Source organism: Xanthocytophaga agilis (assembly GCF_030068605.1).
In the GTDB taxonomy this organism is placed as follows: Bacteria; Bacteroidota; Bacteroidia; order Cytophagales; family 172606-1; genus Xanthocytophaga; species Xanthocytophaga agilis.
The window spans coordinates 69,371-84,180 of record NZ_JASJOU010000007.1 but is presented as its reverse complement, the minus strand read 5'-3'; the positions used below and the strand labels follow the sequence as shown (position 1 = coordinate 84,180).

Annotated in this window: 14 protein-coding genes; all 14 read left to right on the top strand. The window is 40.9% G+C overall.

Annotation, left to right across the window (positions count from 1 at the left end):
* Positions 1-21 precede the first annotated feature (21 nt).
* The 14 genes from tssD (QNI22_RS20090) (at position 22) to QNI22_RS20025 (ending at position 14,735) form a co-directional block, all read left to right on the top strand.
* Positions 22-528 carry a type VI secretion system tube protein TssD gene (gene tssD, locus QNI22_RS20090; protein ID WP_314513414.1) on the top strand — a complete coding sequence of 169 codons (507 nt, stop codon included), beginning with the start codon at positions 22-24 and terminating at the stop codon, positions 526-528.
* 14 nt (positions 529-542) lie between these two features.
* Positions 543-2,372 carry a type VI secretion system Vgr family protein gene (locus QNI22_RS20085; protein WP_314513412.1) on the top strand — a complete coding sequence of 610 codons (1,830 nt, stop codon included), beginning with the start codon at positions 543-545 and terminating at the stop codon, positions 2,370-2,372.
* Between the two features lie 25 nt (positions 2,373-2,397).
* Positions 2,398-2,943 (top strand): hypothetical protein, encoded by a 546-nt coding sequence (locus tag QNI22_RS20080; RefSeq protein ID WP_313989487.1) that lies wholly within the window; start codon positions 2,398-2,400, stop codon positions 2,941-2,943.
* A gap of 56 nt (positions 2,944-2,999) precedes the next feature.
* Positions 3,000-3,386 carry a type VI secretion system tube protein TssD gene (gene tssD / locus QNI22_RS20075; RefSeq protein ID WP_313989489.1) on the top strand — a complete coding sequence of 129 codons (387 nt, stop codon included), beginning with the start codon at positions 3,000-3,002 and terminating at the stop codon, positions 3,384-3,386.
* 52 nt (positions 3,387-3,438) lie between these two features.
* A complete protein-coding gene (locus tag QNI22_RS20070) occupies positions 3,439-4,197 on the top strand; it encodes a TssN family type VI secretion system protein (protein WP_314513411.1) in 759 nt (252 codons plus the stop codon).
* Between the two features lie 57 nt (positions 4,198-4,254).
* A complete protein-coding gene (locus tag QNI22_RS20065) occupies positions 4,255-5,202 on the top strand; it encodes a hypothetical protein (RefSeq protein WP_314513409.1) in 948 nt (315 codons plus the stop codon).
* A complete protein-coding gene (locus QNI22_RS20060) occupies positions 5,168-5,659 on the top strand; it encodes a GPW/gp25 family protein (RefSeq protein WP_314513407.1) in 492 nt (163 codons plus the stop codon). Before QNI22_RS20065 ends, QNI22_RS20060 begins: the two co-directional genes overlap by 35 nt.
* A gap of 57 nt (positions 5,660-5,716) precedes the next feature.
* On the top strand, positions 5,717-7,558 hold the full coding sequence (locus QNI22_RS20055; protein WP_314513405.1) for a hypothetical protein: 1,842 nt from the start codon (positions 5,717-5,719) through the stop codon (positions 7,556-7,558).
* A 6-nt stretch (positions 7,559-7,564) separates the two neighbouring features.
* Positions 7,565-8,500, top strand: a complete 936-nt coding sequence (locus tag QNI22_RS20050) for a type VI secretion system baseplate subunit TssG (protein ID WP_314513403.1) — start codon at positions 7,565-7,567, stop codon at positions 8,498-8,500.
* A gap of 78 nt (positions 8,501-8,578) precedes the next feature.
* Positions 8,579-9,730 carry a hypothetical protein gene (locus QNI22_RS20045; protein ID WP_314513401.1) on the top strand — a complete coding sequence of 384 codons (1,152 nt, stop codon included), beginning with the start codon at positions 8,579-8,581 and terminating at the stop codon, positions 9,728-9,730.
* A gap of 20 nt (positions 9,731-9,750) precedes the next feature.
* Positions 9,751-10,284 carry a DUF4347 domain-containing protein gene (locus tag QNI22_RS20040; RefSeq protein WP_314513399.1) on the top strand — a complete coding sequence of 178 codons (534 nt, stop codon included), beginning with the start codon at positions 9,751-9,753 and terminating at the stop codon, positions 10,282-10,284.
* A 156-nt stretch (positions 10,285-10,440) separates the two neighbouring features.
* A complete protein-coding gene (locus QNI22_RS20035; RefSeq protein WP_314513397.1) occupies positions 10,441-11,130 on the top strand; it encodes a hypothetical protein in 690 nt (229 codons plus the stop codon).
* A 121-nt stretch (positions 11,131-11,251) separates the two neighbouring features.
* Complete coding sequence (locus tag QNI22_RS20030; protein ID WP_314513395.1) at positions 11,252-12,190, top strand: hypothetical protein; 939 nt, start codon at positions 11,252-11,254, stop codon at positions 12,188-12,190.
* A 43-nt stretch (positions 12,191-12,233) separates the two neighbouring features.
* On the top strand, positions 12,234-14,735 hold the full coding sequence (locus QNI22_RS20025; RefSeq protein WP_314513393.1) for an ATP-dependent Clp protease ATP-binding subunit: 2,502 nt from the start codon (positions 12,234-12,236) through the stop codon (positions 14,733-14,735).
* Positions 14,736-14,810 lie beyond the last annotated feature (75 nt).

Here is a 14,810-nt window from a genome sequence, read left to right as displayed (position 1 = left end):
AACAATCTATTTCCTGTTTTTATGTCTTTTAAAGGTGAATTTAAAGTAGCTGGCAATACTTATGAGGTGATTCAATGTCATGTGCCACTTAGTCAGAAATATGATCAGCGGGGACGACCTTCATCAGGAGTGCATTCTGGTCGGATACGAATTATGCTGGATGGAACGGCTGATGGAGCTTTGGGATCATGGATGGCTGATCCAACCAAAAAACAGGACGGACAAATACTATTTTACCGAACAGATCAGGTAGATACAGTTTTTAAGGAAGTGGCTTTTGAAGGAGCATATCTGATGACGTTAATTGAAAGCTTTACCCTGGATAATGAGAGTTCCTCTTCATTACTGCTTGAGACAGAATTAATCAACACAGACATTGGGCCTGATGAAACAAAAGATGGAGAGAGTCTGAAAAATTCATTTCGGGACTTACTAGGCTGTCAGCAAAGAACCGGCAGAAGTTACTGTATGCTGTTACGTATTTCTGCTGAGAAGATAAAAATAGATGGTGTGGAGCACACAAACTAATCTTTAAACAAACAATGCAACAGGTAAAAGCAACTATCGAACTGGAGACTGGAAAAAAGATAACGCACTATACCCGGTTGCGCATTGAACAGAGTTTGTTTACCCATCATTCATTTGAATTGGAAGTGCCTTTTGAAGAATTAGAAGATCCTAAGGAGATGTTCTTTCATCAGGCGCATCAGGATGTGTGTGGTAAGGCAATTGCCTTTTCTTTTGAACCCGTACTGGAAAAGGGATCGTTCTCTTTTGCGTTCAAAGGTATCGTCACAGAGATTGCTTTGAAAAATACAAGTGATCTGGTCAATGTGTTTTTGCTGAAAGGCTATAGTCCAACAATTCTGCTGGAAGATTGCCAGACGCAACGAACCTTTCATGATCAGACCTTTGGGCAGATTGCAGAGTCTATTCTGGGCAAATATCCCCGGAACCTGATCAAACGTCGGATTGCTACCCAGCATAATGAGAAACTGTCATATGCAGTTCAGTACAAAGAGACCAATTACGCTTTTCTGAGTCGCCTGGCAGCCGAGCAGGGTGAGTGGATGTATTACAATGGAAAGGAGCTACTGATAGGAGACCATTCATCTTCAGATACCATTGCATTTGAAGTGAATGGGGTACAGACTTGTCATATGTCGATTTCGCTGCGGCCATCCAAGTTTAGTATGGCTGTCTATGACTATATGCAAGATGAGCAATATCTGAGTAAGTCAGCAGACCAGTCGATAGATGGTTTGGGCAAGTTCAGCAGCTTTGCCTTGGATGAATCTACACGGTTATTCGAGCAGAGTAGTGAGCAGACTTTGTACCATCCTTTTGATAACCAGCAGGCTGTTGACCAGACTGTAAAAATACGGAAAGCGGTAGAGGCAAATTATCTGGTGGATTTTCGTGGTACAGGTGAATATCCGGACTTTTCAGTAGGAGCTGTACTGGATGTGAGTAGTGTGCGTCCACAAAAAGATGGACAGGCTACAGAGAGTTTTGGTAAATACAGAGTAACAGAGATTATCCATGAAGTAGATGGCAATGGAAACTATGTGAATCAGTTTAAAGCTATTCCGGAATCGGCTGAGTATCCTCCATCCAATCACACTATCATACACCCTGTAGCTCATTCTGACTTGGCAAAAGTAATTGATAATGATGATCCGGAAGAAATGGGACGGATAAAAGTACAATTCCTATGGGCGTCGTCCGAACAGGAAACTGCCTGGGTACGTGTAGGGCATCCCTATACAGGAGAAGGAAAAGGGATGCTTTTTATTCCAGAAATAGATGCACAGGTGGTAATTGGGTATCAGGGCAACAGCCCTAATATGCCGTATGTAATTACCAGCTTGTATCCTCAAAAGAGTGGAGAAAAATATACTACCAAGGATAATACGATTAAGCAGATTCTATTCAGAGGAGGTAACATGCTGAATTTCGAAGATGATCCCAATGCTAATATACAGCGAATCACCATCTCAAATATAGATAAACAGGATAAAGCAGCATTGATTATCTCCTTTGAAGATGATGGGAAAATTCAGTTGCAAACACAGGGAGATATTGTATTGGAAGCAGCGAAAGATATCTCTCTGAAAGCAAAGAATATAAGCATGCAGGCAGATGAGAAAATCAATCTGGAGGCTATGAATTTCAAACTCAGTGCCAAACAAAATATAGAGCAGGAAGCAACAGCAGCTTTAAAGTTGAAAGGAATGGAGATAAAAGCACAGGCAGATACCACAGCAGAGGTTAGTGCCAGTGCACAACTAAAATTATCTTCTTCCGCTACAACAGATATATCAGGCGGAGCCTTGGTAAAAGTAGAAGCCGCACTTATCAAACTAAATTAAATCGTAACACAAAACAGCTCTGACAATGGCTTTAAGTATTCCTGATTATAAAATCTGGGTAGGCTCCGTCCTAAAATATGGCGGTATGTTGGCTGTAGTAGGCCTTGAATCGCTGGATGGGTCTATTATACGACTAGATGATCTCAAGTCCGGTAATTCAGGTTCGCCGTGGTATTGTTATGCAACACCTGGCGTACGGTTAGGCCTTGGATTGGGAGCATCTGTAGGCGTATCCATTATCCTTGTTCTGAACACGCAGTTTTATGTGGATCTACATGGGCTTGATATCGGTGGTCCCGGACTTAATATAGCTTTTGAAGACAGATTCGGAAAAATTCCTTTATCTGAAAATGAATACAAGGCATTTGAGGCTATGGCGAAAGGGGCAATGAATATGAATCAGTACAATGGCGTTACCAATGTTGCCAATGCTGTGATTAATGGACTTAACTACTCAGGCTCTGGTCCATTGGCTTTTATGTTTGATGTGCCAGGAGCTGGGACAGGTTTGGAATTATCAGCGGTATATACCCTCGAGTATAGACTTCAGTTAAAAGCATTGACTCAATAACTAAAAGAAGCAGACTTATTTATTATTCAGTTCCACTTACTAATCACTTTACCACTATGTCATCATTTAATGCAACATTACAAGTAGAAGGCGGAGAATACGATGTGTTAAGCTGTAACTTCTCATTTGGTCAGGCTACTGACGACAAAGGCCGTCCGGCATCCAATGTAAAAGGAGGTAATCTGTTTATTCAGATTGTTACCAGTGACGATACCGCTCTTTTGGGCTGGATGATTGATCCCTATAAAAAGACCAATGGCAGTATCGTTTTCAAAAAAATAGACGAAGACTCTACTTTAAAAGAAGTCAAGTTTGAAGACGCTTACTGTGTAGGCTATTCCGAGTCTTTCAATTCTACCTCTGCCAGTGCCATGACTGTCAGTCTGAATATTTCCGCCCGCAAAATAGAAGTAAGTGGCGTGGCCCATGAAAATCATGCCTGATCATAGGTCTGATACTCTATTATTTGATTCCTAATCTAAACCCTATTGACAGGTGAAAACTTCTGTTAAGCCAACAAAAGGTATTTTGTATATGGCAGGCATGGTCCTGCTACTGATTCTGACTGGATTGCTTGGACTTTTATCCCCTTTGGCAATGCAGGGTTGGTATTTATTGGCTCAATTGCTTGGGTTTGGGTTAGGTATTGCACACTTATTTCTGTTGTATCGGTTTTTTACTGCACCAGAGACGAATCAGGATCTTTATGGTCTGGGTTTAACACTCATTGTACAGATTCTGGGAGGAATAAGCATATGGCTTTTATATCTTCTGGTTTTTAAAGCTGGCAATGCCGGATTTGCTACCTGTGTAATTCCATTTGTTATACCCTATCTGTTTGCCTGGACTTATAGATCCTATCGGGCTATTCCGGATGCTGAATACAAAAAATGGTACTATCCATTAGGTGGGGCTATGCCTGATCTTGATTTGATTGACTTGTCTAAAATTCTGGTTGTACAGTTTGAATTTCCCAAACGGGCTACAGATGCTGCTACAACTAATTTTAAGGCGAAGGCTCCATTACAGATGCCATTGGGAGAGCTGTTTCTGATATTTCTGAATGACTACAATGAACAAAATGGTGTCAATGGAATTCAGTTTACAGATTCACAGAACCACCCTTATGGATGGCATTTCTATGCAGTCAGAGGGCGATTCTTTCCTAGGCGTTACTTCGATCCGGATCTGACATTCCAGCAGAATAATATACAGGATAACTTCATCATCAAAGCAGAACGAAACACGATTTGAAGACTATAAGGTCATCTACAACCTATAACCAAAGCTATTCTTACTACTATTTCAATTATGAATACATCGAAACCATTATTGCTGACTGTTTTTATGGCCTTATTGAGTGTCCGGATAATGGCTCAGATGGCTGCTTCTCCGGAAGTTGCTCCATTTTCATCCGAGTCAGCCAATAAAAAGTCTGCTGCTGAAAATAAGTTTTATGTAAAGGCCTATGGATTTTATGGCTTGCTTACACCTGGTGGCTTTAGCGGACAGGGAGTAGATCCATCCAGTACGTATTCCTATAGCTCAGGCAATGGTACAACCACCTATACAACCAAAAGTTCTGATTACAAAGTAGATAAGTCATTTGGGGCTGGCTTGCGGGTAGGAGGTGGAGTAGGGTTGGTTGTCAATGACTTTATTAATATAGGTATAGATGGAGAATATATTCTGGGAGGTACTGCTACAGAAAGTTATACGACAACTTCTGAGTACCGAATCAATTCGTCTGAACCAACTACCAGTTATATTGCCAGAGTGCAAAAGAACTATGACTACACAATTGTAAATATCATTCCTAATATCACCTTTAAGGCAGTATCCAAGCCTGAATATTATATCTATAACCGATTAGGAGTTTGTATAGGAATTCCTACTAAACTATCCTATGTAAATACCTCTAACTTTACCTATCCTGACAATCCTTCTGCACGATACGAAATTGAGATGACCAATGAATTGGAGAAAAAGGTAGGATTTGGCTATCAGGCTGCCTTGGGTATCCAGTTTCGTATTGTAGATCAGTTACGGGGTTTTGTAGAACTAGTTATTTCCAGTGTACAGCTTAAGTCTAATAGCTCAGAAGTGACCAAAGCACAATATACATATGTTGATGCTAATACCAGTCAGATTGATCAACCTATAGAGATAGATGAATCTCAGCGTCGGACAGATAATCTGAATCTGAAAATACCTGTGTCTTCTGTTGGACTGGGCGCTGGCATCGCTTTCCGGTTTTGAGGCTTACTACTTGAAAGGACGGTTTGCTATGCCTAAGAGCTATTACACATTACCTCTGCGACTCGACGAGATTTTGCAGAAGAAAATGCATACACAATGTGGTTTGCGGGAGTCAGTTGCTCAGAATCTGTTTCTGCTCCTTACTACACATTTTCGGGAGTCACGTTTTGATGGAGAGTATGGCTGTAGTATTTGGGAAGAAGATTTTAGCCTGCAATCAAGCAATCGCTGGAAAGATGAAATTGTAAAATCTGTCACAACGACCATTGCGGAATATGAAAAGCGACTTGCAAATGTACGGGTACGTGCAGAAATGGAAGATCATGAGTTTACATTGGGTGAGCACAAACGCAGGATTAAGCGTCGATTAGGAATCTGGATTGATGGCGTGTTGAATCAGACAAACGAAAAGTTTGAGTTTTATAAGGCATTCTATATCTCTCCCTTATCTTTTTGATGTAAGTAATCTTTCGATGCACACCGTATCACAGTACTATTCCAAACATTACATTCTATGCAATCAGATATTTTGTCTTCCAAAAGTTTTATGCGGGCACAGGTCAAAAACCGAATGCTTCGTCGTGCTGCAGAGTTATGGGGATACTCTGAAACAGAACTGGAAGCTTTTGATCCGTTGGTTGCATTGTTAATAGAAGCATGTTCTGTGGAGTTTGAGAAAATCTCTGCAGAGATCAGTGAAACACAGAACCGTCTGCTCAATCGGTTGGCGCAGTTGATGAATCCGGAAGTTGAAACGGCCAAGGCTGCTTATGGAATTTTACAGATGCGTTCTACTGAGCCTGTTAGTTTTGTAACCCCCGATTCGCAGTTTGCCTTTCGGCTACGCAATACTGATCGTACTGTGCGTCAGACAGAGGCAGATGTGTATTTCTCTCCTTTGCGTAAGCTACCCATATTTAATGCGTCTATCACCTATATAGCCTCTTCCCATACGCTGTTTCAGATAGAAGAAGGAGTACAGAAAGTAGCTGTTGCACAGGCGAAGTCAGGCTATATTGCTTCCTTTCAGACACTTTGGATAGGGCTGGAACTGGATGAAGATATTACCAGCTTACAACAACTGTCTGTTTATTTTGACTGGCAGAGCCATCCGGAACGAGATACATGGTACAAATATCTTCCGTTTAGTGAATGGTATAACGGACGTCATAAATTAACCACTCAGGTTGGTTTACCTCAGACAAATCTGTCGGAATTTGCTCTGACCTCACTGGAAAAAGAGCTGGACGGTGTAAAGAAGCTGGAAAAAGAAACCGAATGGCAGTTTGAAAGTCAGTTTGTTACTATTACTGGTGGATCAGAGATCGAAAAAAAGCTTTATCCGGAGGAGTTGGAACAATGGTTTGGGCAAAGTGCTCTAAAATCCATTCGAAAGACTTTGTGTTGGATACAGATCCGTTTCTCGCAGGCTATTTCTACAGAGGCTTTGAATAGTTTACTCTGTTCGGTCAATGCTATCCCAATCATGAACAGAAAGCTTAACAAGCTTACCTATAAACTTCAGCCAAATTTCAATATCATTCCTTTGGAGGCAAATGGACTGTTTCTTGGAATACGGGATGTAAGAGATAGCAATTCAGTTCGTTTACAATCTGTTCCTTTAGGTAATCTCCTGGAATTGCAAGCCCGAACTTACACTTTGCAATATGGCATAAACCGCTTTGATGACCGGAATGCACGTGAGATGCTGACCAATATGCTGGATACGATCCGCGACGAAAGTTCATCATTCTCCGCCTTGGGTGAAGATTTCCTTTCCTCTGTTATCCGGGAGCTGAATCAGACCATTGCCCGTCTGGAAATAAAGGTAGGTAGAGAAGATATACTGGAATCGCCAGTTCCCTATCTGGTAATTAAACAAGCACAACAGAGTGAAAATGTATTTGTAGAATATTGGACTTGCCATGGAAGTCAGGCTAACCGGATTCCGGTAGGGAGCAAACTATCCGCTTATGCAGATGCGAATGTGCAAAAAGACAGGATTTATCTGCTTACTACTACTCAAGGAGGAAGGGATCGTTTAAAGGCTTCCGAAAAAATTAATCACTATCGGAAAGCTTTGCTATCCCGGAACCGGATTGTGACGCTGGAAGATGTACGGGCTAGCTGCCTGAAAGAACTGGGAGATGTGGCGCAATCTGTAGAAGTACATAGAAGTTTTATGATAAGCAATGCACTTAATGCAGGTTTTGTACGCTGTATTGAAGTCATTGTCAAGCCTGCCAGAGGTATAGAACAAACTGCCAGAGAATGGGAGCAACGTGGATTGCAGTTAAAAGCTATACTGGAAGCACAGACAGTTGGTAATCTGCCTTTTCGAATCATCTTTTCATAACTGACGATGTCTGCATTTGACACATATATTGAGCAGATTAACCGATTGCCTGTCGACATTCGTGCAGAAGTACTGCTTGCCAATCTATTGGAGAACGGTTTGTCAATGGAAGAGTTGCTAATTCTTCCAATCGGATTGTTCAAGCGAAACTTTCAGAATGATATTGGAAAAGCCAGGGTAGAAGAAATGGCAAGGTCAGGAAAGAAAAAACTTTGTCTGGAAATAAACAGAGATGGATTATATGATTCTTTACCGGAAGGCATTTTTCATCAGCCGAGTCAGAATAAACCTCCTGCAACCAAAAAAGAAGTTCTCAAGGAGATAAAACAACAACAGGAACGGGAAAATGCTGCTAGACGCTTTTTTCTGCCTCTGGAACAGGAGTACTATAGATTACGGGTAAAGCTTATTCTGGAAGAACGTAAATATTTATTTGAGGGAGAAGGATTCTTTGAAGGAGATTTGTTTTCAGAGTTCTGGAATTTTCCGGCATTTCTAACTCCTTCTCAGATACATAATCTGTTATATCTACTGCCAATGGTGCATCGGATAGCAGGTGACTGGGAACAAATACGATTAAGTTTTGAAACCTTACTGGAAGATACTGTCAATATTATTCACAAGCCTCCGCTCCGCTATCGTGCTGAACAACCAGGCATCGGACTGGGAGAGATACGGTTGGGGGTAGATTGGGTTATGGGTGACGAATATGTAGAGGTACATTCTTCTGTATTGATTCAGGTGCTACCAACAGATGCCCACTGCATTCAAGCTTATTTGCCAGGAGGGGTTGGAGAACAGTTGATTCGGTATCTAAGCCAGTATTTGTTTCCAATGGAAACCGACTATCGGATAGAAGTAAAGCTGTTAGTTGATAATGAGATATTTGTAGTAGATGAGGAAATTTATAACGGACGTCTGGGATATACTACGTATTTGTAATGACAGAAGTTCACTATACACAATTTTACAAGACAATAGACAAAGCTAGCAGACTATCTATTTATAAAAGAGATACGCATGATTACTGAACTGAAATATTTTCCGGTAAACTGGGTAGATGGGATGAAGATCTCACGCCGTCATTTTGAACAGAATGAGTTTTTTCTTCATGATGCATTGCGTGATGTATCAGCACTGGACCTTACCAGTTACAACTATGGGATTTTGCCTCTGACAGATGCTTTAAATGTACAGATTATTTGTGACTACAATCAGAATATACAGGTAAAGGTGTTGAGTTGTAGAGCTATTGTGCCCAATGGAAGTCGGATAGAGTTGTACAATGCTACCCCTTTACAATTACAAACGACCCTAAAAGAGATTACAGAGAAGTTCTCTATGCAGACATTTGTAAATCAGGAATTTAATCTGATAGTAAGTGTAAATCTGTTCAAGCGGATTCCTGTTGGAGAACCTATAGTAGATGAAATGCCCCCCCGGTATCCGTTTACCCGTCCAGAGTTGCAGCTGAGTATTATGCCATCAGAGGCTGTCAATACAGATGAACTTTCTAACGGATTGACTATTGGACGGATTATTCATAAAAATGGCGAGTTACAGCCTGTAACCGATTATTTGCCTGCCTGTACTTCGGTGAGTAGTCTTTTTCCGATGCGTGAGTGGTATGCTGCTTTTCAGAATCATCTAACTCTGCTGGAAACCTATACAACAAAGGTGTTTCAGAAAACCAGAGACAAAACCAATCGAACAGATTTAAGTGACTCAATTGGAAGTTTTTCAGAAGAGATTCTGAAAGAAGTAAGTCAATATCGTTTTGGGTTCAAATGGCGTATTCCTCAACAGGCACCTATTCATATGCTGGAAACAATGATGCAGCCAATACAACTGGTACAAACGTTTCTGAACTGTCGACCTGCCAAGGAGAGAGAGGAAGTATTGACTTATCTCAGTGAATGGATGGATCTGGTACCTGGTGCTTTCGAAAACCAAGTCAGAGCTGTGTTACAGATTGAATATGATCATACAGAACTGGGTAGGGTATTTGCGGAGGTGGATGCTTTTTATAAGACATTGGTAACTGTGTTTTTTAAACTGTCACAGTTGGAGATAATAGGGAAAAGAAAGGGGCAGAATGTCTTTATTATAGAGCATCAGGTGAATGAACAAAAGACCCCTGAGCCTTCTAAAAATCGTTGGAGTCCCATTTGAAAACCTTGTCTTTATATACTATGGCAATTCCATTATTACGGGGAAATCCGGATCAGAATCAGCTCTGGGTTTCTATTTATTCACAGGAGTTAGAGTCTGATGCTCTCTCTAGAGAAAATGCAGGCTATTATTATTCCTGTGGCAGCTTGAGTGAGCTTCAGGACATCTTTGATGGCTTGATCAGAAGAGGTGTGCATGTAAGTCGTCTTTTGTTTGACACACATGGAAATTCTGGAAGAATAAAGCTTGGCAATCAGGTATTGACGGCATGCAATATTGAAATCTGGCTGGCAAATCGGAATTATGAAAGCATTTTCAACACCAATTCACGTATTCTGTGTAATGGATGTAATGTAGCAGAAGGGACAGATGGATCTGCCTTTTTACAAAAAATGGGACAAATATATCTGCGTACAGGTGGAGGAACTATCAGAGGATGGACTTCTTTGGGAATTGCAAGCTTTTTTGATGGACATGTGATGCATTTTTGGGGTGACTTAAAGACAGTCACTATTGGGAGTGGTGGACAGGTCCTTTCCGAAATGATTGAATAGTTATTCCTGGATAAAAAGGATGATAATTGGAAATTTAATGGTTACGAATACCTGTAATGGCACACTAACAAGTTAGAGCAGAAGCGAACAATCGTCTGTCAATCAGTCTGCTTGTGAGTATACTTTCTACTTTATAATTCTCAAACCATTTACAGTATGAAACGATTATCATTTCTATTTATTGCGCTTGTTATCAGTGTAATAACAAGCTGCAAGAAAGAAAATTCCGATACCGGATTTTCTCAGGATATTAAGGATCTGGTGCCTTCAGAAAATATGGATGCTATGCGTCAGAATGGTATGACTATTTACGAGGGCATGAAACCTCCTCAGATAGAAGGTATTTATCTGTCAAGTGAGCATATCTTATTTGGCAGTTCCGATAAGAATGATGAGATAGGAAAGCGCTATGCAGATTACCGTTATCAGTTTTTTGATCAGGACGTAACTGATTTATCTGTGAAAACCAGTTACAAAGGATATAGTACAGATGATGGTAGTTTGGTTGATCAGGCTTCTGGTTTAGGATCATTTATATCTGGTCATGGGAATTTTTTCAGTGTGTTTTCTGAAGAGCATGGGGAAACATCTAGTGGAGCTAAATATACCTGGCTGTCTATTTATTCCGGAGAGATTACTGACAATGGAGTTAAGAACCTTGTCACGTCTTTTTATATGAAAGACAAGGAGGATCCCTATAATGATTTGGTGGATGTTGGTACTGTGCGGGTATTTAAAGATAAGGATGGAGTTTCTGAAACAAAGGGAAGTTTGCGTATTAGTGCGGAAGCAAAACAAGATTTGGTTAATAAAATATTCTCTGCAAAGAGAATGAGTGACCGATAGTCTTTAGACAATCTCTTAGATGTAAAGTCATAATTGCTTGCCAATCTGCCAGATACTAAATACTATTTGTTGCCTTTGACTCCGCCATTAAACTATAATTCGTAATAAATTAAAGTATGTCATGGACGCGATTAATAAGAAACAACGTACATTAGCTATCTGGCAGTTTGCCCTCATCTATGGTTGTTCAATGATTATCCCCTTTGCTGCAGCGGCTTTCTTTTTCAGTACTCCTACTGATGCATTGGAGCAGGAAAATGAAAAACTCCGGATTGCATTATCAGAACAGGTGAAACTCAATACCCGGCTGGGAAAAATGGTAAAACAGTTGACAATTCTGGAAGAGAATGATAAAGCCTACCTTAATGCCACCAATGATCTGGATCGGGGAAACCTGAAGCGTTCTATTGATGAAAGTGAAAATATGATACGATCAGCTGTATATGATCTCAAGCGGGATACTGCCTCTTTCAAAGTAGACTCCACCAAAATCTTTTCCAAAAATGTTCTCCTGCTGGTCGATGCCTCTCTGACATACAGAAATACAATTGCATACTTACGCGAAAGTCTCCAGAAAAATGGCGTAAACACACAGGCTGTAGATAAACTGAATGCTGACCTTAGTGCAAAAGATGATAGGATTCATATGCTGGAAGTATTGCTAGCACAGGCTGCTGCTACTAGATCTTCTGCTCCATCTTCTGGTGGGGGAGGAGGTTCCAGAGCAAGAAATGATGATAGGACTGCCGATTGTGCTTTGTATGTTTCCAGATTGAAAAATGCGGAAGACGAAATTGCAAGACTACGTGCGGTGAATTCTGGAAATAATGCTGGCAGTAATAACAATACCGGATCTGCCAGTGAAAGTTCTGTTCGTGAGAAAACTACCAGTGAGTTTATTGATATGCTCATACAAAGAGGGGATGATAGCAAGAAACCACCTTGTGCCCGAAAACCTATGTATGAGTTGGCTATCGAAACATTAAATAAGAGCTCAAAGGCAGAAGCCAGAAATAAGATTGAAGATCTGAATAAGAAGATACGGAAGATTTCAGATTGATATACCCTCCTGCTTCTCATTACTGAAAATACTAATCAATTGTATGAATTATACTGAATCTGTCCGGCGTGCTATTCAGATTGCACAGTCGTTATGTAAGGAATACCAGAATGAATTGTTTGGACCTGCGCACCTGCTAATGGGATTACTACACAATGACGTTGGACTGGCATCCTGGCTTGCTGCACAAGGAAAAGATATTTATTATCTGCGTGATTGGGCAGAAGTACGCATGGAAGGCTATCCCAGATCTGGACGTAGCGTACAAAATCCTTCAGGAGATGAACAGGTAAAATCTGTAATGGAACTAGCTGATCTGGTGAGAATGCAGCTAGGTAGGGAGCAGACGGATGCTGTGGCTGTATTGGCTGCATTAGTAAAGCCGGGTTTGGCTTTCTCCGCTGATCAGCTTAAGACATTGCCCCTTATACAAAAAGAAGTTATAGATGCCGCCCTTGCTGACATAGATACAGAGCAGGCTGTATACTCTAAGACTGTATCATCTGATTCTACTGAGAGAGCTAATACAGTTCCCCTTGCTAATACATCTTTTACAAACCTGTTAAAATATTGTGTGAATAAAACCGAACTGGCAAAAGAAGGACTGCTTGATCCTATTATTGGCAGAGATCGGGAAACCCGTATGATTGCCGAAACTTTAGGCAGACGCACCAAACCCAATGTAATTCTGGTAGGAGAGCCCGGTGTGGGAAAAACGGCTCTGGTTGATGGATTTGCGCTGACTATTGTAGCAGGTCATGTGCCTGTACATCTGCGAAATGCACAGGTATGGGAACTGGATAACGGGGCATTGATTGCAGGAGCATCGTATAAAGGAGAAGTAGAAGACAGGTTAAAGGGGATACTGAAAGAGTTAAAACAACTCGAAAAAGCTATTTTGTTTATTGATGAAATACACCTGTTGCTTGATAGTAGGGGTTCTATGGGAACAGGCGTTGCCAATCTGCTAAAGCCGGAATTAGCACGGGGTGAACTTACCGTTATTGGAGCTACTACCACTGATGAATATCGGAAATATATTGAAGCCGATGAAGCGTTTAGTCGTCGGTTTGAAGTGTTACATGTAGAGGAGCCTGATGTAGAAACAGCTACCCGTATGTTACAACATTTACTCCCGTTCTATGAAAAGCACCATAGACTGAAGGTAACAAAAGACGCTGTGAGTGAGGCGGTTCGTCTTTCTAAAAGATATATAAAGGATCGGAGATTACCTGATGCTGCCATTGATCTGCTAGATCGCACGCTAGCAGCAATTCGCATGGTAGGCGAAACTTCAAAACTGGAGCTGGAATTGTTGCAACAGCAATTGATTGCCTTACGTTCAGACTCTGGCGATTTGCAGGAACTGAAATGGTATCATCAGCAACTAAAAAATAAGGTAAGTCCTGTATTATTAAATCAGTTGGAGGAAGATCCTCTGGTTGAAGAGCTGGATCTGCCAACTGCTTTGTATGAGCATCTGGAAAAAAAGCTTGAAAAGCTGCTTTCACTTACAGACCTTCCAAAAGGTTCCGTAGATAAACAGGATGTAGCTGCTATTGTATCACACAAAACCGGAATTCCATTAGGTAAGATACAAAGCAAAGAGCGGGATAAGCTACTGACAATTGATGGCGTATTGAAGAAACGGGTTATTGGTCAGGATCATGCAGTAAAAGCCTTATCAGATGCTATTCTGGAAGCACGCTCTGGTTTGACTAAAGCTGGACAACCCATTGGGTCGTTTTTTTTACTAGGTCCTACTGGCACAGGAAAAACAGAATTAGCTAAGTCCCTTGCAAACTTTCTATTTAATGATGAGTCTTTTCTGATTCGGTTTGATATGTCAGAGTTTAAGGAAGAACATTCTGCAGCCTTATTATATGGAGCTCCTCCAGGGTATACGGGCTATGAAGAAGGCGGATTGTTGGTTAACAAGATACGTCAGAAGCCTTACTCTGTAGTTTTATTTGATGAGATAGAAAAAGCCCACAGTTCTGTATTTGACATCTTTCTGCAGATTTTGGATGAAGGTCGCTTGCATGATAGACTTGGTAAGGAAGGAGATTTTTCAAATGCCGTGATTCTCTTCACTTCCAACATTGGCAGTGATTTTATTTCGCATAAATTTAACCATCAGGAAATTCCTGCTGCCAGTGAACTTATGGAAATTATGAGTCGCTATTTCAGACCTGAATTTCTGGCTCGGTTGACAGAGATTGTCCCATTTGGTCCTATTTCTGAAGAAAATGCTGTGCGGATTTTTGATCTGCATCTGCATGGATTAACAGACTTGCTTAACAAACAAGGTATTACGCTGGAATTGACGCAAGAGGCTAAGCGCTATCTTGCCTTAAGTGAGTTTGCCCCACAGTATGGTGCCCGACAATTAAAAGGTGTTATCAGAAATAAGCTGCGCAGGCCTATATCACACATGATAGTGGCTGGTGAAGTAGAGAAAGGATCATTGGTGAAAGTACATGTACAGGAAGGGCTACTGGAATGGATGGTTACATTAAATCCTCTTTTAGAGGTAGTTTCATAACTATGAAAAATTGAGTATCTACTTACAAACGATTTAATACCCTACAATAGGTGAAAATACCCCCTCCTGAGACAT

Coding starts and splice junctions, on each gene's coding strand:
- tssD (WP_314513414.1), top strand. CDS start 22: ATGTCTTTTAAAGGTGAATTTAAAGTAGCTGGCAATACTTATGAGGTG.
- QNI22_RS20085 (WP_314513412.1), top strand. CDS start 543: ATGCAACAGGTAAAAGCAACTATCGAACTGGAGACTGGAAAAAAGATA.
- QNI22_RS20080 (WP_313989487.1), top strand. CDS start 2,398: ATGGCTTTAAGTATTCCTGATTATAAAATCTGGGTAGGCTCCGTCCTA.
- tssD (WP_313989489.1), top strand. CDS start 3,000: ATGTCATCATTTAATGCAACATTACAAGTAGAAGGCGGAGAATACGAT.
- QNI22_RS20065 (WP_314513409.1), top strand. CDS start 4,255: ATGAATACATCGAAACCATTATTGCTGACTGTTTTTATGGCCTTATTG.
- QNI22_RS20055 (WP_314513405.1), top strand. CDS start 5,717: ATGCAATCAGATATTTTGTCTTCCAAAAGTTTTATGCGGGCACAGGTC.
- QNI22_RS20050 (WP_314513403.1), top strand. CDS start 7,565: ATGTCTGCATTTGACACATATATTGAGCAGATTAACCGATTGCCTGTC.
- QNI22_RS20045 (WP_314513401.1), top strand. CDS start 8,579: ATGATTACTGAACTGAAATATTTTCCGGTAAACTGGGTAGATGGGATG.
- QNI22_RS20040 (WP_314513399.1), top strand. CDS start 9,751: ATGGCAATTCCATTATTACGGGGAAATCCGGATCAGAATCAGCTCTGG.
- QNI22_RS20035 (WP_314513397.1), top strand. CDS start 10,441: ATGAAACGATTATCATTTCTATTTATTGCGCTTGTTATCAGTGTAATA.
- QNI22_RS20030 (WP_314513395.1), top strand. CDS start 11,252: ATGGACGCGATTAATAAGAAACAACGTACATTAGCTATCTGGCAGTTT.
- QNI22_RS20025 (WP_314513393.1), top strand. CDS start 12,234: ATGAATTATACTGAATCTGTCCGGCGTGCTATTCAGATTGCACAGTCG.